Raw genomic sequence first — 22867 nt, forward strand, 5'->3', positions numbered from 1 at the left:
CGGTTAAAATATCTTTTCTGAAAAACGGCAAATTTGGTGACTTATGTCACATTGTGAAAACTGACTCCCCAAAGCTTCTGCCGAAAACTTTCCCTATGGCATTTTCTGCCGTAAACCGCCATCAACGCTGCGCCTTGTCCTGCCGGGCAGGCAATCGTTTGTATTGCCGCCCGCGTTATTTTTGTTATGTTGGATGGGAGCTGTGTCGTCACAGCCGCTTCTGAAGTCTGAACATAGGGTCGGGTAAATGGCAAAAGTATCATTGGAGAAAGACAGGATTAAATTCCTGTTGGTGGAAGGGGTTCATCAGAGCACGGTCGATAATTTACGTGCCGCCGGTTATACCAACATCGAATACCACAAGGGTGCGTTAGACACCGAATCGCTGAAGGCATCCATCCGCGATGCACACTTCGTCGGCATCCGATCGCGCACGCATCTGACCGAAGAGGTGTTCGCCGCCGCAGAAAAACTGGTGGCGGTGGGCTGCTTCTGCATCGGCACCAACCAGGTTGAGCTGAAAGCGGCGACCAAACGCGGTATTCCGGTCTTCAACGCCCCCTTCTCCAATACCCGATCCGTGGCCGAAATGGTGCTGGGCGAGCTGCTGTTGATGCTGCGCGGCATTCCGGCCGCCAACGCCAAGGCGCACCGCGGCGTGTGGCACAAACTGGCCGTGGGCTCCTATGAGGCGCGCGGCAAAAAGCTGGGCATCATCGGCTACGGCCATATCGGCACCCAATTGGGCATTCTGGCCGAAGGGCTGGGCATGAAGGTGTTCTTCTACGACATCGAGAACAAGCTGCCGCTGGGCAATGCGCAGCAGGTGCGCCATCTGTCCGATTTGCTCAATATGAGCGACGTGGTGACGCTGCACGTGCCGGAAACGCCATCGACCAAAAATATGATGGGGGCGGAAGAGCTGGCGCTGATGAAACCGGGCGCCATTCTGATCAACGCCTCGCGCGGCACCGTGGTGGATATTCCCGCGCTGTGCGACGCGCTGGCCAGCAATCACCTGGCGGGCGCGGCGATCGACGTCTTCCCGGAAGAGCCTGCGACCAACAGCGATCCGTTCAACTCGCCGCTGTGTGAGTTCGACAACGTGCTGCTGACGCCGCACATCGGCGGTTCCACGCAGGAAGCGCAGGAGAACATCGGCGACGAAGTGGCCGGCAAGCTGGCGAAATACTCCGACAACGGATCGACTCTGTCCGCCGTCAACTTCCCGGAAGTGTCGCTGCCGGCGCATGGCCCGAACGCCAGCCGTCTGCTGCACATCCACGAAAACCGTCCGGGCGTGCTGACGCAGATTAACCAGATCTTCGCCGAAGAGGGGGTTAACATCGCCGCGCAGTATCTGCAAACCGGGCCGGAAATCGGCTATGTGGTGATCGACATCGAAGCGGAAACCGCGCGCGCCGACGCCGCGCTGCAGCGCATGAAGGCCATCGACGGCACCATCCGCGCCCGCCTGCTGTTCTGATTCGGCGGCATGCCGCAACGAAAAAGGCCGGAGCGATCCGGCCTTTTGCTATTTGGGCTCATGCCACGCCCAGCTGCAGAGCGGGGTGAGGATTTCCGGCAGCGGGATATCCCAATGTTCGGTCGGCAGGTGCTCCACCTGCTGGCAATCATGGGCCAGGCCGATGGGATAGGGGCCGCCGCTGCGCCAGTTTTGCAGGGTGCGATCGTAAAAGCCGCCGCCCATGCCCAGACGCTGCCCGGTATGATCGAACGCCACCAGCGGCGTCAGCACCACCTCCAGTTCACCCAGCGGCAACACCTGGCGCACATCGAGGCGCGGTTCGAGAATATTGAAGCGGTTGCGCACCAGCGGCGTTTCCGGCGCATAGCGCAGGAACAGCAGGTGGCCTGGGCTGAACGGATGCAGCACCGGCAGGTAAACCCGTTTGCCGAGCGTCCACAGCCGCTCGATCAGCGGCCCGGTATCGAGTTCGCCGTCAAACGACAAAAACACCGCGATGCTGTGCGCCGCCTGAATGCGTTCATGCGCGACGAGGCGTTCGGCTATCTTGTCTGCGGCAAAGCGTTGCTGGCCCGGCGTAAGCTCGCGCCGACGTTGGCGAATGAGTTGACGAATGGCTTGGCGCTGCTGCGCGAATTGGGGTTGAAAAGACATCGTATCAGGCTTGCTCAGTGTGGCGTTCAGCACACATAAACCGCTGAGAAGGGGAATCTCCGAGATGCCGTCGCAGGCTGTAACCCTTGAACCCATGGTTCAAGGTGAACGTGCCGTCGCAATCTTAAGGCTTCTCGGCGCACCGAGCGTGCTCACCGATCGCGGAGCAACACATTCTGTTTGTACTAAATATCGGCTCAGGGGACTGGCCCGCTGGCGAACATCTCAGAGAAATTTTGTACTCGTTGCCGAAACTTTGATTTCAACAACTTAAGTTATTCGAATTGTGCATCCTGACGTTCAGAGATGCGACCTTGTTCAAGCAGCGCTTGTTCAATGGTCTGCTGCAGCATCCGTATGCGTTGTTCCATATTGGACGCATAGTCACGGGTTTTCAACCGTTCTTGAGCAAGTTCGTGACAGACGTTCAATGCCGCGATGAAAACCAGTTGCTCAGTATTGGAGACTCTAGTGCGAACTTTAAGATCTTGCAACCGCTGGTTAAGATCGTCCGCCGCCATATTCAACGCATCTTGTTGTTCTGGCGGGCAATTGACTCTTAACGAGCGGCCAAAAATTTGAATATCTACCGGTTGTGCAGACATGCCACCTTCCTGCCTAAATTTCGCGCCAGCCTTGTCCGCCCTGGCCGGGCCGTCAAAGCGGGCGCCACTATATATACCTCGGTACCAAGATACAACCCCTTTTTCAGTACCTGGTTGTAATCTACTGTGGCGCACATTGCCAGTCAAAAAAGGGTTTCAAAATGCGTATTTACCGCACTTTCGCCACCCGCCGGCGCAGTGTGAAACCTGCCACATCGCGATTATAACTAGCCACTGAGGTGTCGCGCTTATCTGGTATAGCGACGGACCTTGGTGGTAGCATAACACGAACTTATCCTGCCAACGATGACGAATGCGCATGTCTATACAGAATACATTTCCAAGTTACCAATCTTTAACCGTGGCCCTCAACCAGCAGTCGGTGGCGTTGACCGCGGCAGAAATGCACGGCCTGATCAGCGGCCTGCTGTGCGGCGGCAGCCGTGACGCCGGCTGGCAGGCGCTGGTGCACGATCTGACCAACGAAGGCGTCGCCTTCCCGCAGGCGCTCAGCCAACCGCTGCAACAGCTGTATGAAGCGACGCGCGACACGCTGGAAGATGACGAATTCCTGTTCCAACTGATGCTGCCCGAAGGGGAGATCGTCAGCGTGTTCGATCGCGCCGACGCGCTGGCCGGTTGGGTCAACCACTTCCTGCTCGGGCTGGGCATGATGCAGCCGAAGCTGGCCCAGGTGAAAGACGAAGTCGGTGAAGCGATCGACGACCTGCGCAACATCGCGCAACTGGGCTACGACGAAGACGAAGATCAGGAAGAATTGGAACAGTCGCTGGAAGAAGTGGCGGAGTATGTGCGGGTCGCCGCCATCATGTGCCACGGCGAATTCGCCCGTCACAAGCCGACGGCACCGGAAAACATCAAACCGACGTTGCACTAAACGTTTTATCGCCCCTCCGCCGGCGGTGCGGATGGCATGATTTCAGGAGAAGGCAATGACTCAGCAGGAATTCAACAACCGCCGCCAGGCGCTGTTGGCGAAAATGGCGCCGGCCAGCGCGGCGGTTATTTTCTCTGCGCCGGAAACGACGCGCAGTGCAGATTCAGACTATCCCTACCGGCAGAACAGCGACTTTTGGTACCTGACCGGCTTCAATGAGCCCGAAGCGGTGCTGGTGCTGATTAAAAGCGATGAAACGCACAACCACAGCGTGTTGTTCAACCGGGTGCGCGATTTGACGGCGGAAATCTGGTTTGGCCGCCGCCTGGGGCAAGACGCCGCGCCGGCGAAGCTGGGCGTGGATCGCGCGCTGCCGTTCGATGAAATCAATGACCAACTGCACCTGCTGCTCAACGGCCTGGATGCGGTCTACCACGCGCAGGGCGAATACGCCTATGCCGATCAGATCCTGTTCGGCGCGTTGGACAAGCTGCGCAAGGGGTTCCGCCAGAATCTGCAGGCGCCGGCCACCGTTACCGACTGGCGGCCGTGGCTGCACGACATGCGCCTGTTCAAATCGCCGGAAGAGCTGGCGGTGATGCGCCGCGCCGGTGAGATCAGCGCGTTGGCGCATACCCGCGCGATGGAAAAATGCCGCCCGGGCATGTTCGAATACCAGCTGGAAGCGGAAATTCATCATGAATTCACCCGCCTCGGCGCCCGTTATCCGTCTTACAACACCATCGTCGGCAGCGGCGAAAACGGCTGCATCCTGCACTACACCGAGAACGAGAGCCAGATGCGCGACGGCGATCTGGTGCTGATCGACGCCGGTTGCGAGTACCAGGGGTACGCCGGCGACATCACCCGCACCTTCCCGGTCAACGGCAAGTTCAGCCGGCCGCAGCGCGCGGTGTACGACATTGTGCTGGCGTCGCTGCAGCGCGCTTTGGAACTGTTCAAACCCGGCACCAGCATCCGCGAAGTCAATGACGAAGTGGTGCGCATCATGGTGGTCGGGCTGGTGGAGCTGGGCGTATTGAAAGGTGAAGTCGATCAATTGATCGCCGAGCAGGCCCACCGTCAGTTCTTTATGCACGGGTTGAGCCACTGGTTGGGGCTCGATGTGCATGACGTCGGCCACTACGGCACGCCGAGCCGCGATCGGCTGCTGGAGCCGGGCATGGTGCTGACCGTGGAACCGGGGCTGTACATCGCACCGGATGCGGACGTGCCGGAGGAATACCGCGGCATTGGCATCCGCATCGAGGACGACATCGTGATCACCGCCGACGGCAATGAAAACCTGACCGCCACCGTAGTGAAAGATGCCGATGCCATCGAAGCGTTGATGGCGGCGGCAAGGTCATAGCATGAGCGTAATTATCGTTGGCGGCGGTATGGCGGGCGCGACGCTGGCGCTGGCTATCTCGTCACTTACTCAGGGAAGAATGGCGGTGGATCTGGTCGAGGCGACCCGGCCGGACGACCGCAGCCATCCTGGTTTTGACGCCCGCGCCATTGCTTTGGCGCAGGGCACCTGCCAACAGCTGGCGCGCATCGGCGTTTGGCCGGCGCTGCGCGACTGCGCCACGCCGATCACTCAGGTGCACGTCAGCGATCGCGGTCACGCCGGTTTCGTTAATCTGCAGGCGCAGGATTATCAGGTCGATGCGCTCGGGCAGGTGATCGAACTGCACGACGCCGGGCAGCGGCTGTTTGCGCTGCTGGCGAAGGCGCCGGGCGTCACGCTGCACTGCCCCGCGCGGGTGGTGGACGTGATCCGCACCGCGGAGCGGGCGGAAGTGCTGCTGGACAACGGCCAGCGTCTGCGCGGGCAGCTGCTGGTGGCGGCCGACGGTTCGCGTTCGGCGCTGGCGCAGGCCTGCAACGTGCAGTGGCGGCAGGAGGACTATCCGCAGTTCGCCACCATCGCCAACGTCACCACGGCGGAAGATCCGCAGGGGCGAGCTTTCGAGCGCTTTACCCGTTATGGGCCGCTGGCGCTGTTGCCGATGTCGCAGGGGCGCAGTTCGCTGGTGTGGTGCCATGCGCGCGAAGATCGCGCCCGGGTGGATGCCTGGGACGACGCGCGTTTTATCGCCGAGCTGCAACAGGCTTTCGGCTGGCGGCTGGGGCGCATCCTCAAGGCCGGTAAGCGGCACAGTTATCCACTTGGCCTGCTGACCGCCGATCGCCATGTCAGCCACCGGCTGGCGCTGGTGGGCAACGCGGCGCAGACGCTGCATCCGATTGCCGGGCAGGGGTTCAATCTTGGTCTGCGCGACGTGATGTCGCTGGCGGAAACGCTGGCGGAAGCGGCAGACAGCGGCGAAGATGCCGGCGGTTACGCATTGCTGAGCCGTTATCAGCAGCGGCGGCAAAACGATCAGCAGGCGACGATCGGCGTGACCGATGGGTTGATCCACCTGTTCGCCAATCGTTATAGCCCGCTGGTGGTCGGCCGCAATCTGGGGCTGATGGCGATGGCGCGTTTGCCGGCGGTGCGCGACGCCTTCGCCAAGCGTACGCTGGGCTGGGTGGAACGTTAGACACAGAATCGGGCGCCCTGTGGCGCGCCCAAAAACGCGGCGCGGCAAGGCGTCGCGCGTTATTTAAGGAAATCGAGCAGCATGCAATCATTTGACGTGATTATCGCCGGTGGCGGTATGGTGGGGCTGGCGTTGGCCTGCGGCTTGCAGGGCAGCGGGCTGCGCGTGGCTGTGCTGGAGCAGCGCCAGCCGGAGATGACGCCGCCGTCGGAGCAGCCTGCGCTGCGCGTCTCCGCCATCAATGCCGCCAGCGAGCGGTTGCTGCAGCACATCGGCGTGTGGGACGACATCCTCCAGCAGCGCGCCAGCGCTTACAACGCGATGGAAGTGTGGGATCGCGACAGCTTCGGCAAAATCGCCTTCCGCGGCGATGAGTGCGGCTTCAGCCATCTCGGCCACATCATCGAAAATTCGGTGATCCAGCAGGCGCTGTGGAAACGCGCCGAAAGCCTGTCGGACATCACGCTGATTACCCCGGCCGCGCTCAAGCAGGTGGCGTGGGGCGAGAATGACGCCTTCATCACGCTGGAGGACGGCCGTATGCTGACCGCCCGGTTGGTGATTGGCGCCGACGGCGCCCAGTCGTGGCTGCGCCAGCATGCCGATATCCCGCTTACCTTCTGGGACTATCGCCACCACGCGCTGGTGGCCACCATCCGCACCGAAGAGCCGCATCAGGCCACGGCGCGGCAAATTTTCCACGGCGACGGCATTCTGGCGTTCCTGCCGTTCAGCGATCCGCATTTGAGCTCCATCGTCTGGTCGGTCGCGCCGGAAGAGGCCGAGCGTCTCAAGCAGCTGGAGCCGGAACAATTCAACCGCGAACTGGCGATGGCCTTCGATATGCGTCTGGGCGCCTGCAGCCTGGAAAGCGAACGGCTGGCGTTCCCGCTGACCGGCCGCTATGCGCGCAGCTTCGCGGCGCACCGCCTGGCGCTGGTGGGCGATGCGGCGCATACCGTGCATCCGCTGGCCGGACAGGGCGTGAACCTGGGCTTTATGGACGCCGCCGAGCTGATTTCCGAACTGCGTCGCCTGCAACGGCAGGGCAAGGATATTGGCCAACACCTCTATCTGCGCCGCTATGAGCGCCGCCGCAAACACGGCGCGGCGGTGATGCTGGCCAGCATGCAGGGTTTCCGCGAACTGTTCGACGGCAACCACCCGGCCAAAAAGCTGTTGCGCGACGTGGGGCTGCGGCTGGCGGACAGCCTGCCGGGCGTCAAACCGAAGCTGGTGCGTCAGGCGATGGGCCTGAACGATCTGCCCGAGTGGCTTGCCTGACACCTGCCTTCTGCGAGCCCGCAGCGGGCTCGCGCTTCTCGCCTTATGCCATCGCGTTTCCTTATATAACCCCTCATTTGAAATAATCTAATTTCAGCCGCTTTTTATCATTACTTTTTCTAATTCCATGTTCGGTTATCAAAAGTCCGGATCCCATGTGCGGCCATAGGTTTGTTATATAAGTTCGGTGTTTTGCCGCTTTAATTGTTAATTTTGTGCCTTAAGGCGCATTTTTCCAGTGAAAAACTCTGCACACTAGCCCGGCGTTTTACCGCCCGGGAACGGCGATGAGCCTATTTTAACTTATGGTTAATGTGGTCGTTCGGTGATAAGTTCGAGGGAAAGGTATCGTTTGCGTCACGGCGGTTGCACGCAGTTTCCGCCCGTCCCGGCGCAGCATTTGTGTTGAGCAGTCAGTGCGCCATGGCGATCGGGCCGCGAGCCAGTCTCCGCCGCATTGCGTGGCAGCACCCTAACTTCTAGCGACGAGTGGAAAGAGGGAAAAGATGGCAAAGCAAACCCCACTGTACGACCAGCACGTGGCGTGCGGTGCGCGCATGGTAGACTTTCACGGCTGGATGATGCCGCTGCACTACGGCTCGCAGCTCGATGAGCACCACGCGGTGCGTCAGGATGCCGGCATGTTCGACGTGTCTCACATGACCATTGTGGATCTGCACGGCGCCCGCACCCGCGAGTTCCTGCGCTACCTGCTGGCGAACGACGTCGCCAAACTGACCCAACCCGGCAAAGCGCTGTACACCGGCATGCTGAATGCCTCCGGCGGCGTGATCGACGACCTGATCGTTTATTTCCTCACTGAAGACTATTTCCGCCTGGTGGTGAACTCCGCCACCCGCGACAAAGACCTGGCCTGGATCGAAGAGCACGCCGCGCCGTATGGCGTCGCGCTGACGGTGCGCGACGATCTGGCGCTGATCGCGGTGCAGGGCCCGCAGGCCAAAGAGCGCGCTGGCACCCTGTTCACCCCGGAGCAAAAAAGCGCGGTCGAAGGCATGAAGCCATTCTTCGGCGTGCAGGCCGGCGAGCTGTTCATCGCCACCACCGGTTACACCGGCGAGGCCGGCTATGAGATCGCGCTGCCGAAAGAGCAGGCGGCGGATTTCTGGCAAAAATTGCTGGCCGCGGGCGTCAAGCCGGCCGGTCTGGGCGCGCGCGACACCCTGCGCCTGGAAGCGGGCATGAACCTCTACGGGCAAGAGATGGATGAAGGCGTTTCGCCGCTGGCCGCCAACATGGGCTGGACCATCGCCTGGCAGCCGGAAGATCGCCGTTTCATCGGCCGCGAAGCGCTGGAACAACAGCGCGAGCAGGGCACCGAGCAACTGGTCGGCTTGATCATGACGGAAAAAGGCGTATTACGTAATGAGCTGCCGGTGCGTTTCACCGACGCGGCGGGGCAAACCCACGAAGGCGTGATCACCAGCGGTTCGTTCTCCCCGACGCTGGGCTTCAGCATCGCGCTGGCGCGTGTGCCGGCGGGCATCGGCGAGCAGGCTATCGTGCAGATCCGCAACCGCGAGATGCCGGTTAAAGTGACCAAGCCCGGTTTCGTTCGCGCCGGCAAGCCGCTGGCAAATTAATTTCTATTGATTGATTTTTTATTTCTTCGAAGGAGTAACCGGCGATGAGCAATGTGCCAACAGAATTGAAATACGCATCCTCCCACGAGTGGGTTCGTTCAGAAGGTAACGGCGTTTACACCGTAGGCATCACCGAACACGCGCAGGAACTGCTGGGCGATATGGTATTTGTCGATCTGCCTGAAGTGGGCCGCACAGTCGCCGCCGGTGAAGATTGCGCCGTGGCGGAATCCGTCAAGGCGGCGTCGGACATTTACGCACCAATCAGCGGTGAAATCGTGGCGGTGAACGGCGAGCTGGAAAGCTCCCCGGAGCTGGTGAACAGCGAACCTTACGGTGACGGCTTCCTGTTCCAGATTAAAGCCTCCGACGAAGGCGAGCTGGCGAACCTGCTGGACGCCGCGGCTTATCAGGCCTCGATCGACGAGTAATTGTGCCCACGCCCCAGGCCTTTCGCCCGGGGCGTTTTAGTTACCGTTCAAGCTATATCCCGTATCACGCAAGCATTCAGGAATTTGTAGCAATGACTCAGACACTCAGCCAACTCGAACACAGCGAAGCGTTCATCGAACGCCACATCGGCTCTTCTGCGGAACAACGCCAGGAGTTGCTGGCAGCGGTGGGCGCTCGCTCGCTCAGCGCGCTGATCCAACAGATCGTGCCGGCGGACATTCAGCTGCCGGGGCCGCCGCCGGTTGGCGACGCGGCGACCGAACACCAGGCGCTGGCTGAGCTGAAGGCGATCGCCTCGCAGAATCAGCGCTACAAATCCTATATCGGCATGGGCTACAGCGCTGTGCTGACGCCGCCGGTGATCCTGCGCAACATGCTGGAAAACCCGGGCTGGTACACCGCTTACACCCCTTATCAGCCGGAAGTGTCGCAGGGCCGTCTGGAAGCGCTGCTGAACTTCCAGACCGTGACCCTCGATCTGACCGGCCTGGATCTGGCCTCCGCATCGCTGCTGGATGAAGCCACCGCCGCCGCCGAGGCGATGGCGTTGGCCAAACGCGCCAGCAAGCTGAAAGACGCCAACCGCTTCTTCGTGGCTGACGACGTGCATCCGCAGACGCTGGACGTGGTGCGCACCCGCGCCGAAACCTTCGGCTTCGACGTCATCGTCGATAAAGCGGAAAAAGTGCTGGAGCTGGACGGCGTGTTCGGCGTGTTGCTGCAGCAGGTGGGCACCACCGGTGAACTGCACGACTACAGCGCGCTGCTGGCCGAACTGAAATCGCGCAAAATCATCACCAGCGTGGCCGCCGACATCATGGCCCTGGTGCTGCTGACCGCGCCGGGCAAGCAGGGCGCCGACGTGGTGTTCGGCTCCGCGCAGCGCTTCGGCGTGCCGATGGGCTACGGCGGCCCGCACGCCGCCTTCTTCGCCTGCCGCGACGAGTTCAAGCGTTCGATGCCGGGCCGCATCATCGGCGTTTCCCGCGATGCCGCCGGCAACACCGCGCTGCGCATGGCGATGCAGACCCGCGAGCAGCATATCCGCCGCGAGAAGGCCAACTCGAATATCTGTACTTCGCAGGTGCTGCTGGCCAATATCGCCAGCCTGTATGCGGTGTATCACGGCCCGCAAGGGCTGCAGCGCATCGCCGGGCGCATCCATCGCCTGACCGACATTCTGGCCGCCGGGCTGCAGAAGGCCGGCCTGACGCTGCGCCACAACACCTGGTTCGACACCCTGACCGTTGAAGTGAAAGACAAGGCCGCCGTGCTGGAACGTGCGCTGAGCTTCGGCATCAACCTGCGTACCGACATCCACGGCGCCGTGGGCATCACGCTGGATGAAGCCACCTCGCGTGAAGACGTGCAAACGCTGTTCGCACTGCTGGCCGGCGACAATCACGGTCTGGACATCGACGCGTTGGACGCGGCGGTGAGCAAAAACAGTCAATCGATCCCGGCCGCCATGCTGCGCCAGGATCCGATCCTGACCCACCCGGTATTCAACCGTTATCACAGCGAAACCGAGATGATGCGTTACATGCATCGCTTGGAGCGTAAGGATCTGGCGCTGAACCAGGCGATGATCCCGCTGGGTTCCTGCACCATGAAATTGAACGCCGCGGCGGAAATGATCCCGATCACCTGGCCTGAATTCTCCGAACTGCACCCGTTCTGCCCGCCGGAGCAGGCTGCCGGTTACCAACAGATGATCGGCCAACTGTCTCAGTGGCTGGTGCAGCTGACCGGCTATGACGCGGTGTGCATGCAGCCGAACTCCGGCGCGCAGGGCGAATACGCCGGCCTGCTGGCGATCCGCCGCTACCACGAAAGCCGCAACGAAGCGGGCCGTCACGTCTGCCTGATCCCGAGCTCGGCGCACGGCACCAACCCGGCCTCCGCCCAGATGGCGGGCATGAGCGTGGTCGTGGTCGCCTGCGACAAGAACGGCAACATCGATCTGCACGATCTGCGCGTCAAGGCGGAGCAGGCAGGCGAAGAACTCTCTTGCATCATGGTGACCTACCCGTCGACCCACGGCGTGTATGAAGAAACCATCCGTGAAGTGTGCCAGATCGTGCATCAGTTCGGCGGTCAGGTGTATCTGGACGGCGCCAACATGAACGCCCAGGTGGGCATCACCACGCCGGGCTACATCGGCGCGGATGTGTCGCACCTCAACCTGCATAAAACCTTCTGCATCCCGCACGGCGGCGGCGGCCCGGGCATGGGCCCTATCGGCGTGAAAGCGCACCTGGCGCCGTTCGTACCGGGCCACAGCGTCGTGCAGATCGACGGCGTAACCACCCAGCAGGGCGCGGTCTCCGCGGCGCCGTTCGGCAGCGCCTCCATCCTGCCGATCAGCTGGATGTACATCCGCATGATGGGCGCGGAAGGCCTGAAGCAGGCCAGCCAGATGGCGATCCTGAACGCCAACTACATCGCCACCCGTCTGAAAGACGCGTATCCGATTCTGTATACCGGCCGCGATCACCGCGTGGCGCACGAATGCATCCTCGACATTCGTCCGCTGAAGGAAGAGACCGGCATCAGCGAAATGGACATCGCCAAGCGCCTGATTGACTTCGGCTTCCACGCGCCGACCATGTCGTTCCCGGTGGCGGGCACGCTGATGGTCGAGCCGACCGAGTCGGAAAGCAAAGTGGAGCTGGATCGCTTTATCGATGCGATGCTGGCGATCCGCAGCGAGATCGACCGCGTCGCCAAAGGCGAATGGCCGCTGGAAGACAACCCGCTGGTGAATGCGCCGCACGTGCAGGCGGAGCTGGTCAACGACTGGCAGCACCCGTACAGCCGCGAGCTGGCGGTGTTCCCGGTGGCCGGCGTACGCGAGAACAAGTACTGGCCGAGCGTTAAGCGTCTGGACGACGTGTACGGCGACCGTAACCTGTTCTGCTCTTGCGTGCCGATGAGCGATTACGAATAACACGTTCGGCAAAGTTTGTGTTCGGGGGACACCGCATCATGCGGTGTCCCTTTTTATTTTATAGCGGCCTATTCTTTCCTGTACGTTCCCACGATTTGAGGAGTCACCATGCAAGCGGCAATCGTAACAGCGCTGGGGCAAGCCCCGGTTTTCGGCACCTTTGAGGAGCCCCAGGCGCAGGCGAATGAAGTGCCGATCGACGTTCTGGCGGCCGGCATCAAACAGCTGGATCGCGCCACCGTCGCCGGCACCCACTATTCCAGCCCGAAGCAATTGCCGATAGTGCCCGGCACCGACGGCGTGGGCCGTACGGCGGACGGAAAACGGGTGTACTTTGCCTCCTTCCGCCGTCCTTACGGTGCGATGGCTGAGCGCAGCGTCGCGTCATGGACGGTGCCGGTGCCGGAGGCGGTGGACGACGCCACGGCGGCAGCGCTGATCAATCCGGCCTTCGCCGCTTGGCTGCCGCTGCGTTGGCGGGCGGATCTGCAGCCCGGTGAAACGGTGCTGATCATCGGCGCCACCGGCACCTCAGGTAAGCTGGCGGTTGCCGCGGCGCGTCAGGCAGGGGCAGGGCGTATCGTTGCCGCCGGCCGTCGGCTGAGCGTGCTGGAAGCGTTGGGCGTGGATGCCACGGTGGATCTAAGCCTGCAGGGCGAGGCGCTGACGCAGGCCTTCGCGGCGGCGGCGGGGCCGGGCGGTTATCAGGTGATCGTCGATTACATCTGGGGGCCGGCGACCGAAGCGCTGCTGGCGACGCTCAATAATCACGATCTCTCGTCTTACGCCGGCGGACGCGGCATTCGCTTGGTCAACGTCGGTTCGATGGCCGCGCCGGACATCCGGCTGCCGGCGGCGGTGTTGCGCAGCAATCAGCTGCAGATCCTCGGCAGCGGCACCGGCAACTTCCCGCCGATCCCGGAAATGCAGCGCTACGCGACCGAGATTCTGACGCTGGCGGCGACCGGAGCGCTCACTATCGAGACGCAGGAACACGCGTTGGCGGAGATCGCCGAGGTGTGGGATCTGAATAAGAAAAGTGACGTGCGTTCGGTGATACGCATCGCCCGTTAAGCCCCGGCCGTTAGCGGCAAGGGCAGACCAGATGAATATCCTCCGGCTCACGGGCGAACAATTCCGTATCCGGCTGTTCGATGAGTCGGCAGCCTTGCGCCAGATAGAAGTCTACGGTGCTTTTATTGGGGATGGAGGAGACATACAGCCCGGCGGCGCCGTCTTGCGCCGCCTGACGCAGGCAGAGCTGGAACAGCTGCCTGCCTAACCCCTGGCCGCGTTTGTGCGCGCTGACGTAAAAGAACAGCAGCTGGCGCAGATCCCGCTGTGGGCCGCGCGGTTCGGTGTCCAGCGCCGCCGCCGCCGCGATCTCCTCGCCTTCGAACAGCGCGAAGAACGCCCCGCCGCGATCGAAGCACGCTTCGTGGATCGGCGTATAGGTTTCCCGATCGTGCGGATCCCAGCCGCGTACATCGTAGTAGTCCGGGTAGGGGTGCAACTTGCCGTCCTGCAGGCGATACAGAGTGTCGATAATTTCGCTGCGGTCGATATCCCATAGCCGGTCGAGTTGCTGCCGTTGCAGCAGAACAGGGGCAATCATGGTCGTGGTTCGCTCTCAGTCTGTGGCCGGTAACTTTCCGGCAAATCGATGATGAAGCCGATGCCGCGATCGTCGAGGCCTTCGGTGACGCGCAGCTGCGCGCCGATTTTGTCGGCCAGGTTGCGGGCGATGGCCAATCCGAGCCCGCTGCCGGTTTGCTGCGTGCCGGGCACGCGGTAAAAGCGCTCAAACAGGCGGGAACGGTGTTCTTCGCTTACTCCTGGGCCGTTGTCGCGCAACGTAATATAGCAGCCGAGCGGCGCCAGCGAGCGGATATTGGCTTCGATACGGCTGCCGGGGGGCGCGTACTTGAGCGCATTGTCCAGCAGATTGGTGAAGATGGCGATCAGCGCACGGCGATCGGTGCTCACCACCACATCCTCGCTGCCGTCGAGCGACAGTTCCACATCCTTTTCCAATGCATAGGGAACGTGCTGCGCGATGCATTTGCCAATTTCGGCGTAGATGTCCACCGCCTCAATCTTCAGCGGAAAATCTTCCGCCTCCAGCTTGGCCAGGTTGATCAGCTGGCGTGACAGCGACGCCGCGCGATCCAGCCCTTGTTGCATGTCGCCGATGATCTCCCGGCGTTCCTGCTGCTCGGTGACCTGGGTCAGCAAATGCAGCTGCGCCAGCACGGCGGCGATCGGCGTGCGCAGTTCGTGCGCGGCGTCGGCCATAAACCGTTTCTCGCGCTGATTGGCGGCGTCGATGCGGGCCATCAGTTTGTTGACCTCCATCACCACCGGCCGGATTTCCTGATACTGCTCGCTGACGTTGATCGGCGACAGGTTGCCAGGCTGGCGATCGGAGATGGTGCGGGCGATCTGGCGCAGCGGCCGCAGGCTGAAATAGGCGGTAAACAGCAAGGTGACGATGATGGCCGCCAGAATACCCAGCAGCGGTACGGCGGTGCTCTCCGCCGGATTGCCGAACAGCGTGGTGCGATCGTTGAACGATTCGCCGACGATCACCCGGTACTGGCGCTTTTCGCTCCAGCTGCCGGCGAGATGCCAGTTGGCGCCGGCGTAATTGACGGAACCGGACAGCACCGAAGGCGGCAGGCGCAGCGGCTCTCCCTGCGTTTGCGAACTGTAAAGCACCCGGTTGTCTCGATCGTAAACCACAAACAGCGGGTGATAGTCGATTTCATCCTGCATGCCGTTATTGATGGAATCAATGTACATGCCTTCAATAGTCTTGATGATGCCGCGGTAATCGATATTGTCAGTGCCTGTTTCGTCGAGAATATTGGCGATGCCTGCAGCGACGATGCGTTGCTGGTTATCGAAATATTTCTCCATGTCGGGGTAATACCAATATTTCACCCAGGCGACGAGGAGCCCCCACAATAATAAAATGGCCAGCACCTGGAAAATAATGGTGCGCATAAAGAAGGATTTGAAACCGATCATTCCGCTACTCTTTCTTCAGCAAATAGCCAATGCCGCGTACGGTAATCACTCTTTCTTTACCGATCTTGCGCCGTAAATTATGCATGTGCACTTCCAGCGAGTTGCTTTCCACGCTGTCGCCGTGGCCGAACAGCCGCTGTTCCAACACCGCTTTGCGCACCACGGTGCCGGCGCAACGCATCAGTTCGTGCAGCAGGTGATACTCTTTTTTCGACAGCATCAGCAATTCGTTATCCAGCATGACCTGATGGTTGACCGGATCGAGATACAGCGCGCCGAGGCTCCATGTTTGTGACGCGAAGCCCGCCATGCGCCGGTTGACCGCCTTGACGCGCGAGATGAGTTCGGGCAGCGCAAAGGGTTTGGCCAGAAAGTCGTCCGCGCCGGAGTCCAGGCTGTTCACCAGGCTTTCAATGCGGTCGCGGGCGGTCAGGATGATGATCGGGATATTTTGCCCGGCGGCGCGCCAGGCGATCAGCTTCTGCAAACCGTCGCCGTCCGGCAGCGTGAGATCCAGCAGCATCAGATCGAATCCGCCGGATGAAAGTTTATTTTCCGCGTCGGCGATCAGGCGCACCCAGCACAAATTAAAGCCGGCCAGCTCCAATGCGCGGCACAGCGCCTTGCCTAATTGCAGGTCGTCTTCCACCAACAGTATGTTCACGTTATTTCCGCTGAGATCCTTGAGTCGCGCTTATCTAACTATAACGCTGACGGGAAGACAACGGGGAAACCTGCTCGGCCTGCGCGTTCTTAAGCAAACCTTAATCTGGCTTTAATCTCGCGTTAAGGGAGCACGGAAGAATTTCAGTTATTTTGCTGCCATTCGAAATCATGGCTGGGGGAGCGAAACATGCAGACTGAAGGTTTCCCGAACGCGGGCGCCTCGCGGCGGCTGATGTATTCAAGCGTGGCGATGCTGCTCGTTCTGTTGCTGTTGTCTTTTCGCGGTGATGCGCAGAGCCATAGCCACGGCGGCCATCATGCTTCCGCTTTGCAGCGGGTGCATCAGGCGGCGGCGACGGATGCTTACGGCTGCGCCAAGTCGCGCATTAAAAAGCAGCTGCGCCGCCTGGCTCAGCTTTGAAGCGGTTTTTAGGACGCCGCTCTATACTCTGACGGGCATACGGGGCGCCTGCGGGCAGGCCGCTGTGTTGATATCGTTAACCAGAGAAAAAACAGTATGACGAAAGTGGCATTGGTAACCGGCGCAAGCCGGGGGATTGGCCGCGCGACCGCTCTGCTGCTGGCCCGGCAGGGCTATGCGGTGGGCGTGAATTACCTGCGTGACGAAAATGCGGCGCGCCAGGTGGTGGCGGAGATCGAGGCGCAGGGCGGCAAGGCGTTGGCGCTGCAGGCCGACGTGGCCGATGAAGCGCAGGTGATGGCGATGTTCAGGGCGCTGGATGCCGGGCTGGGCACGCTCAGCGCGCTGGTCAACAACGCCGGCATTCTGTTCCGGCAGGCGAACATTGAACAGTTGACCGCCGAGCGTATCAATCAGGTGCTCGGCACTAACGTCACCGGTTACTTCCTGTGTTGCCGCGAGGCGGTGAAACGCATGGCGCAGCGTCATGGCGGGCAGGGCGGCGCTATCGTCAATGTGTCTTCCGCCGCTTCTCGTTTAGGCGCGCCGGGGGAGTACGTGGATTATGCCGCCTCGAAAGGCGCCGTCGATTCGTTGACCATCGGGCTATCGCTGGAGGTGGCGGCGCAGGGCATCCGCGTCAACGGCGTGCGGCCTGGGCTTATCTATACCGAGATACACGCCAGCGGTGGCGAACCCGGCCGGGTGGATCGCGTGAAGAGCAGTTTGCCGATGCAGCGCGGCGGCCAGCCGCAGGAAGTGGCGGAGGCGATCGCCTGGCTGCTGTCTGACGCCGCGTCTTACGTGACCGGCACCTTTATCGAGGCCGCAGGCGGGCGTTGAACGCATCCGGAGAATTTTGACATCCCTTCGGAGGTGAGGTATTTTGATTAAATAACAACCAAAATGTAGTTACAAAAATGTATGTTTATTTTGAATGGAATCAGGATAAAAATCACAGTAACCAGCGCAAACACCGTGTCAGTTTTGAGATAGCGCAACGGGTTTTTCTGGATCCCAACCATTTGGCTGTGCTGGAAAGGATCGAGGATGGAGAAGAACGTTGGCAAACGATCGGTATGGTCGGATCCTGTTTGCTGTTGCTGGTGGCACATACGACGATCGAAACGGATGTCGAAGGCGATACAGTAGAGATCGTGCGTATCATTTCAGCACGCAAGGCCGATGGCAAAGAGAGGGGAAGACATGAAGCGCAAAAATTCCGCCAAAAATCTGGCCCATAGCGTACTCCCGCCGTTGACGGAGGAGCAGAAAGCGCAAATTGCTTCACTGAGTGCGTTGCCGGACGAGGGCATCGATTATGCCGATGCGCCGGCGCTGGGGGAAGAAACGTGGCAGACTGCGGTTCAGGGGCGTTTTTATAAGCCGATGAAAGTATCGAAGACCATCCGAATCGATGCGGATGTGTTGGCCTGGCTTCAGCGGCCAGGCAAAGGCTATCAGAAACGCCTGAACGCCGTGTTGCGTGAGGCGATGTTGAAAGAGCATGAGCACGAGGAATAATGTGTGTCAGGCGGCTAACGATCCGGTGAGATTCTCACCGGATTTTTTTGCTGTTTTTCAGGTAAAGCCTACCAGCATTAGCTGCCGCTCGGCAGCGTTCGGTCAAAACCACACAAACGGTCATTAACGGTCATGCTGCGGAACGTGGAATTGTGACCGTTTACCGTTTCTCGCCAGTCTGCCTCAGGCGGTCGCGCATCATAACTGTCTGTTACTCCACACTTTCGTAATTATTCATTTCATTTCCTTCCCGATTTTTTTGACAACTATCACAGCGCGATCGTTGCCCGATCGCGGGGCGATGCGCTTTGCGTCTGCGCGCAAAACGCGGCGCGGCAAATCGATATCGTAATCATCGTCGTGGAGGAGAAAAGAAACATGCTGCCTGTAGAACGTCATCGCTTTATCACCGAAGTCTTGAGCCAGCGCGGCCGCGTGATGGTGCAGGAGGTGGCGCAGCTGTGCCACATCTCTATCGAGACGGCGCGGCGTGATCTGGCCCTGCTTGAACGGCGCGGCCTGCTGCTGCGCAGCCACGGCGGCGCGGTGTTCGTCGAGCCGCCGGCGGCGGAGAAAACCTATGTGCCCGCCGAGATAGACCAGGGGGAATCTTTCCGCCAGCGCAGCAACGAGGCGCCGGAGCAGAAGACGCGCATCGCCAAACGCGCGCTGGAGTTTATCGCGCCGGGGGATTGCCTGCTGTTGGACAGCAGCTCTACCAGCTGGTTTTTGGCGCGCCAGCTGCCGGATATCTCGCTGGTGGTGCTGACCAACTCGCTGCACATCATCCAGACGCTGGCCTGCAAGGCCAACGTGCGCACCATCGGCCTGGGGGGCGAGTATTCCGCCAAGTACGAGGATTTTATCGGCGTGCTGGCGGAGCAGATGCTGAAAGAGTTCGTGATCAACAAGCTGTTCTTCTCCTGCCACGGCATTTGCCAGGACGGCGGCATCCGCGAGAGCAACGAGCACCATGCGCGGTTGAAGCAACAGATGCTGCTGGCCTCGGAGCGCAAGTTCCTGCTGGTGGACAGCAACAAGTTCGGCCGCCGCTCGTTCGCGCGTATCTGCCACTACCGGGAGATAGATACCTTAATCACCGACAGGCTCAGCGACGACGAATTTCGTCAGGAACTGGCCTGGAACAACGTCGACGTGATTGAAGTTTCACCCGCCGCGAAAAGGGCGGCGCGATAACAACAACGAAAACCCTTTATTACAGCCAACACTTGTGGAGAGAGAACAATGAAAAAATCCGTACTGGTCGGTCTGTTTGCCTCGCTGCTGCTGTCGGTCTCCGCGCAGGCGGCGGATAAGCTGAAAATGGGCGTGGTGGTGAAGATCGGCGGCATTCCCTGGTTCAACGCCATGGAGGCCGGCATCAAAAGCGAGAGCGCCAAACGCGGCATCGACGCCTGGATGGTCGGACCGACGGCGGCGGATCCGGCGCTGCAGGTGCGCGCCATCGAGGATCTGATTGCGCAGAAGGTGGACATCATCGGCGTGGTGCCGAACGACGCCCGGGTGCTGGAGCCGGTGCTCAAGCGCGCGCAGGAAGCGGGCATCAAGGTGATCGTGCACGAATCCCCAGGCCAGAAGTACGCCGACTGGGATTTTGAGCTGGTGGACGCCTCGCAGCACGGGGTCAACCACATGAAAGCGCTGGCCGCCTGCATGAAAGAGCAGGGCAAGTACGCGGTATACGTCGGCAGCCTGACGGTGCCGCTGCACATCACCTGGTCGGACTCGGCCATCAATTACCAGAAGCAGCACTACCCGAACATGCAGCTGGTGGGCGACAAGTTCGGCGTGGGGGAATCGCTGGATGACAGCGTACGCACCACCAACGATCTGATGGCCAAGTATCCCGATCTGAAAGGCGTGCTGGCGTTCGGTTCGCAGGGGCCGATCGGCGCCGGGCGCGCGGTGCTCAACCGCGGAAAAATCAACGATATCTGCGTCATCGGGCCGTTCAGCCCGGGGCAGGGCGCTTCGCTGGTCAATCGCGGCGCCATCAAGGGCGGTTATATCTGGAATCCGATGGTGGCGGGCGAAGTGTTCGTGCGCATCGCCGACATGATGCACAAGGGCGAAAAAATCACCGATGGCATGACCATCGAAGGCATGGGCAAGGTGCAGGTGGATGCGCAGCAGCACACCATTCTCGGCAACGCCACCGAAAGCCTGGATAAGCAAAACTTGCCGAAGCTGGTGAAGATGGGGCTGTAATCATGGCGATTTCCGGCAATACGGCAATGCAGGGCGCGCCGCTTATCGAACTGCAACAGCTGTCGATGACCTTTGGCGGGCAGCGCGCGCTGAACGATATTTCATTGGCGCTGATGCCGGGGGAGGTGCACTGCCTGGCCGGCACCAATGGCTGCGGCAAGAGCACGCTGATCAAGGCGATCGCCGGCGTGTATCAACCGGATGATGGCAGCCGCATTACTCTTGATGGGCAAACCTTCGGCCGGCTGTCGCCTGATCAGGCGCGCGCCTTCGGCATTCAGGTGATCTATCAGGATCTGTCGCTGTTTCCCAACCTGACGGTGGCGGAAAACATCGCCTTTGAGCACAACCTGCGCGGGCTGTTGGGGTGGCACCGCCCGACCAGGCTGCGGCGCGCCGCCGAGCGCCTGCTGCAGGCGCTGAGTTTTAATCTGGATCTCGACAAACGGGTGGCGGAGTTGCCGATCGCCCAGCGCCAGCAGGTGGCGATCTGCCGCGCGCTGGTGGCGGAAGCGCGGCTGGTGATCATGGATGAACCGACAGCCTCGCTGACCCGCACCGAAGTCAACCAGCTGCTGCGTACGGTGGACTATCTGAAAGCGCAGGGCATCTGCGTGGTGTTCGTCAGCCACCGGCTGGACGAAGTGCTGGAGATCTCGGATCGCGTCACGGTGATCCGCGACGGTAACAAAGTCGGCACCTGGCCGGCGGCGGAGATCACCGGCGATCGTCTGACCGAGCTGATGACCGGCTTGAAGCTGGATTATCGCCTGAAGTCACCGAGCATGAATAAGGATCGGGTGATGCTGGAGGCGGATCGTCTCAGCCGCGCCGGGCAGTATCAGGATGTGAGCTTCCGGCTGCATCAGGGGGAGGTGCTCGGGCTGTGCGGGTTGCTCGGCTCCGGGCGCACCGAGCTGGCGCTGAGCCTGTTCGGCATGACCCGGCCGGACAGCGGCAAGCTTTACCTCGACAGTAAACCGGTGCGCTTTCGCGGCCATGAGGACGCGATCAAGGCCGGCATCGGCTACGTCTCGGAGGATCGCCTGACGCTGGGGCTGGTGCAGCAACAGTCGGTGGCGGATAACGCGGTGCTGACCATTCTCGATAAGCTGCGCGGGCGCTTTCGCCTGATCGACGACTACCGCAAGAATCGCATCGTCGCGGAGTGGATCGCCAAGCTCGGCGTGCGGGTGGCGGATCCGGATCAGGCGGTTTCGACGCTGTCCGGCGGCAATCAGCAAAAGATCGTGCTGGCCAAGTGGGTGCTGACCCAGCCGCGGATCCTGATCCTCGATTCGCCGACCGTCGGCGTCGACGTCGGCGCCAAGGCCAGCATCTACCAACTGATCCATCTGCTGGCGCAGGAGGGGATCGCCATTTTGCTGATCTCCGACGAGGTGCCGGAGGTGTATTACAACTGCGATCGGGTGCTGCACTTCAGCGGCGGCAGCGTGATCGGCGAATACCTGCCGGGGCAGGTGAGCCAGCAACAGCTGGCGGAGGCGGTCAATGCGTAGATTCAGTTTGAAACCGCGCGGCAACGAAGGCTATCTGGCCTGGGTACTGCTGCTGACGGTCATCGTCTTTTCACTGCTTAGCGATCGTTTTTTGACGGTGCAAAACCTGCTCGATCTCAGCGAAAGCTACGCGGTGAGCGGCATATTCGCCCTCGGCCTGTTTGTGGTGCTGGTGACCGGCGGCATCGATATCTCCTTCGCCGCGGTCGCCTCGGTGGTGCAGTACCTGATCGCCACGCTGGCGACGCACTACGGCCTGGCCAACCCAGCGGGCAGCATTTTGCTGGCGTTGGCGTTCGGCGCCGCGCTCGGCATGGTCAACGCGCTGCTGATCTACTGCCTGCGTATCGTCTCGATCATTGTCACCATCAGCATGCAGGCGTTGTTGTTCGGCATGCTGATGTGGTTGACCAACGGCCGCAGCCTGTACGCATTGCCGGACTGGTGGACGTTGCCGCGCAGCGTGCTGCCGTTCCAACTGGGTGAACAGAGCTATCAGCTCGGTTTGCCGACGCTGGTGATGCTGGCGGTGGCGCTGTTGACCTGGCTGCTGCTGAACAAAACGCACCTCGGGCGCCAGCTGTTTGCCGTGGGCGGTGATGCGGAGTCGGCGCGGCGCATCGGCATCCGCGTTGGCCTGCTGCATCTGTTCGCCTATGGCTATCTGGGGGCGATGGCGGCGATCGGCGGCCTGGTGCAGGTGTATCGCATGGGGGAAGTGGTGCCCAACGCGCTGGTGGGCGGGGAGCTCGACGTGCTGGCGGCGGCGGTGCTGGGCGGCGCCAGCCTGAATGGCGGCAAGGGCAGCGTGGTCGGCACGCTGATGGGCGTCTTCCTGATCGGCGTGCTGAAAAACGGCCTCAACCTGATCGGCGTGTCCAGCTACTTCATGAACGTGGTGATCGGTCTGGTGATCGTCGCGGCGATCACCGTCACTCACTACAAGAAACGCAAAGAAACCGACGTTGGTTTCGCCTGAGGAGCGCCT

The 22867-nt window shown here is 61.1% G+C and carries 22 protein-coding genes and 1 other RNA gene; 17 read left to right on the forward strand and 6 right to left on the reverse strand.

The window, feature by feature from the left end; all coding sequences use genetic code 11:
* Window positions 1–247 precede the first annotated feature (247 nt).
* Window positions 248–1486, forward strand: coding sequence for a phosphoglycerate dehydrogenase (serA, locus tag ACJ8KE_RS20835; protein WP_028127697.1), 1239 nt, complete (start codon window positions 248–250; stop codon window positions 1484–1486).
* Between the two features lie 48 nt (window positions 1487–1534).
* Here the strand turns inward: serA and ACJ8KE_RS20840 are convergent, their stop codons facing one another.
* The 3 genes from ACJ8KE_RS20840 to zapA form a co-directional block, all read right to left on the reverse strand.
* A complete protein-coding gene (locus ACJ8KE_RS20840) occupies window positions 1535–2143 on the reverse strand; it encodes a 5-formyltetrahydrofolate cyclo-ligase (RefSeq protein WP_049300360.1) in 609 nt (202 codons plus the stop codon).
* Window positions 2144–2195: 52 nt separating this feature from the next.
* Window positions 2196–2378: non-coding RNA, 6S RNA (gene ssrS / locus ACJ8KE_RS20845), on the reverse strand.
* 40 nt (window positions 2379–2418) lie between these two features.
* Window positions 2419–2748: a cell division protein ZapA gene (zapA, locus tag ACJ8KE_RS20850; protein WP_004931621.1), complete on the reverse strand. Its 330-nt coding sequence runs from the start codon at window positions 2746–2748 to the stop codon at window positions 2419–2421.
* 319 nt (window positions 2749–3067) lie between these two features.
* Here zapA and ACJ8KE_RS20855 point away from each other — a divergent pair, with 319 nt between their 5' ends.
* The 8 genes from ACJ8KE_RS20855 (at window position 3068) to ACJ8KE_RS20890 (ending at window position 13563) form a co-directional block, all read left to right on the forward strand.
* A complete protein-coding gene (locus ACJ8KE_RS20855; RefSeq protein ID WP_028127696.1) occupies window positions 3068–3646 on the forward strand; it encodes a YecA/YgfB family protein in 579 nt (192 codons plus the stop codon).
* Between the two features lie 55 nt (window positions 3647–3701).
* Window positions 3702–5018 (forward strand): Xaa-Pro aminopeptidase, encoded by a 1317-nt coding sequence (gene pepP / locus ACJ8KE_RS20860; protein WP_016930007.1) that lies wholly within the window; start codon window positions 3702–3704, stop codon window positions 5016–5018.
* Between the two features lies 1 nt (window position 5019).
* Window positions 5020–6198 (forward strand): 2-octaprenyl-6-methoxyphenyl hydroxylase, encoded by a 1179-nt coding sequence (ubiH, locus tag ACJ8KE_RS20865; protein ID WP_028128314.1) that lies wholly within the window; start codon window positions 5020–5022, stop codon window positions 6196–6198.
* A gap of 81 nt (window positions 6199–6279) precedes the next feature.
* Window positions 6280–7482, forward strand: a complete 1203-nt coding sequence (gene ubiI / locus ACJ8KE_RS20870; protein WP_016930005.1) for an FAD-dependent 2-octaprenylphenol hydroxylase — start codon at window positions 6280–6282, stop codon at window positions 7480–7482.
* A gap of 506 nt (window positions 7483–7988) precedes the next feature.
* Window positions 7989–9086 (forward strand): glycine cleavage system aminomethyltransferase GcvT, encoded by a 1098-nt coding sequence (gene gcvT, locus ACJ8KE_RS20875; RefSeq protein WP_016930004.1) that lies wholly within the window; start codon window positions 7989–7991, stop codon window positions 9084–9086.
* A 44-nt stretch (window positions 9087–9130) separates the two neighbouring features.
* A complete protein-coding gene (gene gcvH, locus ACJ8KE_RS20880; RefSeq protein WP_016930003.1) occupies window positions 9131–9517 on the forward strand; it encodes a glycine cleavage system protein GcvH in 387 nt (128 codons plus the stop codon).
* Window positions 9518–9609: 92 nt separating this feature from the next.
* Window positions 9610–12489 carry an aminomethyl-transferring glycine dehydrogenase gene (gene gcvP / locus ACJ8KE_RS20885; RefSeq protein WP_004931634.1) on the forward strand — a complete coding sequence of 960 codons (2880 nt, stop codon included), beginning with the start codon at window positions 9610–9612 and terminating at the stop codon, window positions 12487–12489.
* Between the two features lie 108 nt (window positions 12490–12597).
* Window positions 12598–13563: a quinone oxidoreductase family protein gene (locus ACJ8KE_RS20890; RefSeq protein WP_048797028.1), complete on the forward strand. Its 966-nt coding sequence runs from the start codon at window positions 12598–12600 to the stop codon at window positions 13561–13563.
* Between the two features lie 10 nt (window positions 13564–13573).
* Here ACJ8KE_RS20890 and ACJ8KE_RS20895 read toward each other — a convergent pair whose 3' ends face one another.
* Genes ACJ8KE_RS20895 through ACJ8KE_RS20905 form a run of 3 tightly spaced genes read right to left on the reverse strand, consistent with a single transcriptional unit; the run spans window position 13574 to window position 16183 of the window.
* Window positions 13574–14101 (reverse strand): GNAT family N-acetyltransferase, encoded by a 528-nt coding sequence (locus ACJ8KE_RS20895; protein ID WP_028127694.1) that lies wholly within the window; start codon window positions 14099–14101, stop codon window positions 13574–13576.
* Entirely contained in the window at window positions 14101–15519 is a 1419-nt protein-coding gene (locus tag ACJ8KE_RS20900) for an ATP-binding protein (RefSeq protein ID WP_033639452.1), read from the reverse strand. The genes ACJ8KE_RS20895 and ACJ8KE_RS20900 overlap by 1 nt, the downstream gene beginning before the upstream one ends.
* 4 nt (window positions 15520–15523) lie before the next feature.
* Window positions 15524–16183 carry a response regulator gene (locus tag ACJ8KE_RS20905; protein WP_016929999.1) on the reverse strand — a complete coding sequence of 220 codons (660 nt, stop codon included), beginning with the start codon at window positions 16181–16183 and terminating at the stop codon, window positions 15524–15526.
* Window positions 16184–16372: 189 nt separating this feature from the next.
* On the opposite strand from ACJ8KE_RS20905, the gene ACJ8KE_RS20910 reads away from it, so the two are divergent.
* The 8 genes from ACJ8KE_RS20910 to ACJ8KE_RS20945 all read left to right on the forward strand — a co-directional run bounded on the left by ACJ8KE_RS20910 (window position 16373) and on the right by ACJ8KE_RS20945 (window position 22858).
* A complete protein-coding gene (locus tag ACJ8KE_RS20910) occupies window positions 16373–16606 on the forward strand; it encodes a hypothetical protein (RefSeq protein WP_016929998.1) in 234 nt (77 codons plus the stop codon).
* 96 nt (window positions 16607–16702) lie between these two features.
* Window positions 16703–17449: an SDR family oxidoreductase gene (locus ACJ8KE_RS20915; protein ID WP_049300363.1), complete on the forward strand. Its 747-nt coding sequence runs from the start codon at window positions 16703–16705 to the stop codon at window positions 17447–17449.
* 77 nt (window positions 17450–17526) lie between these two features.
* Entirely contained in the window at window positions 17527–17850 is a 324-nt protein-coding gene (locus tag ACJ8KE_RS20920; protein ID WP_097101423.1) for a BrnT family toxin, read from the forward strand.
* Complete coding sequence (locus ACJ8KE_RS20925; protein ID WP_016929995.1) at window positions 17813–18130, forward strand: BrnA antitoxin family protein; 318 nt, start codon at window positions 17813–17815, stop codon at window positions 18128–18130. The genes ACJ8KE_RS20920 and ACJ8KE_RS20925 overlap by 38 nt, the downstream gene beginning before the upstream one ends.
* A 378-nt stretch (window positions 18131–18508) precedes the next feature.
* The gene (locus tag ACJ8KE_RS20930; protein WP_097101425.1) at window positions 18509–19327 is read left to right on the forward strand and encodes a DeoR/GlpR family DNA-binding transcription regulator; all 819 of its coding nucleotides are present in this window, start codon (window positions 18509–18511) and stop codon (window positions 19325–19327) included.
* Between the two features lie 48 nt (window positions 19328–19375).
* Complete coding sequence (locus ACJ8KE_RS20935; protein WP_079452408.1) at window positions 19376–20359, forward strand: substrate-binding domain-containing protein; 984 nt, start codon at window positions 19376–19378, stop codon at window positions 20357–20359.
* A 2-nt stretch (window positions 20360–20361) separates the two neighbouring features.
* Window positions 20362–21879, forward strand: coding sequence for a sugar ABC transporter ATP-binding protein (locus ACJ8KE_RS20940; RefSeq protein WP_097101427.1), 1518 nt, complete (start codon window positions 20362–20364; stop codon window positions 21877–21879).
* Window positions 21872–22858, forward strand: coding sequence for an ABC transporter permease (locus ACJ8KE_RS20945; RefSeq protein ID WP_016929986.1), 987 nt, complete (start codon window positions 21872–21874; stop codon window positions 22856–22858). Before ACJ8KE_RS20940 ends, ACJ8KE_RS20945 begins: the two co-directional genes overlap by 8 nt.
* The last annotated feature ends 9 nt before the right edge of the window (window positions 22859–22867 follow it).

Source organism: Serratia sp. CY56464 (assembly GCF_052168435.1).
Lineage (GTDB): Bacteria > Pseudomonadota > Gammaproteobacteria > Enterobacterales > Enterobacteriaceae > Serratia > Serratia marcescens.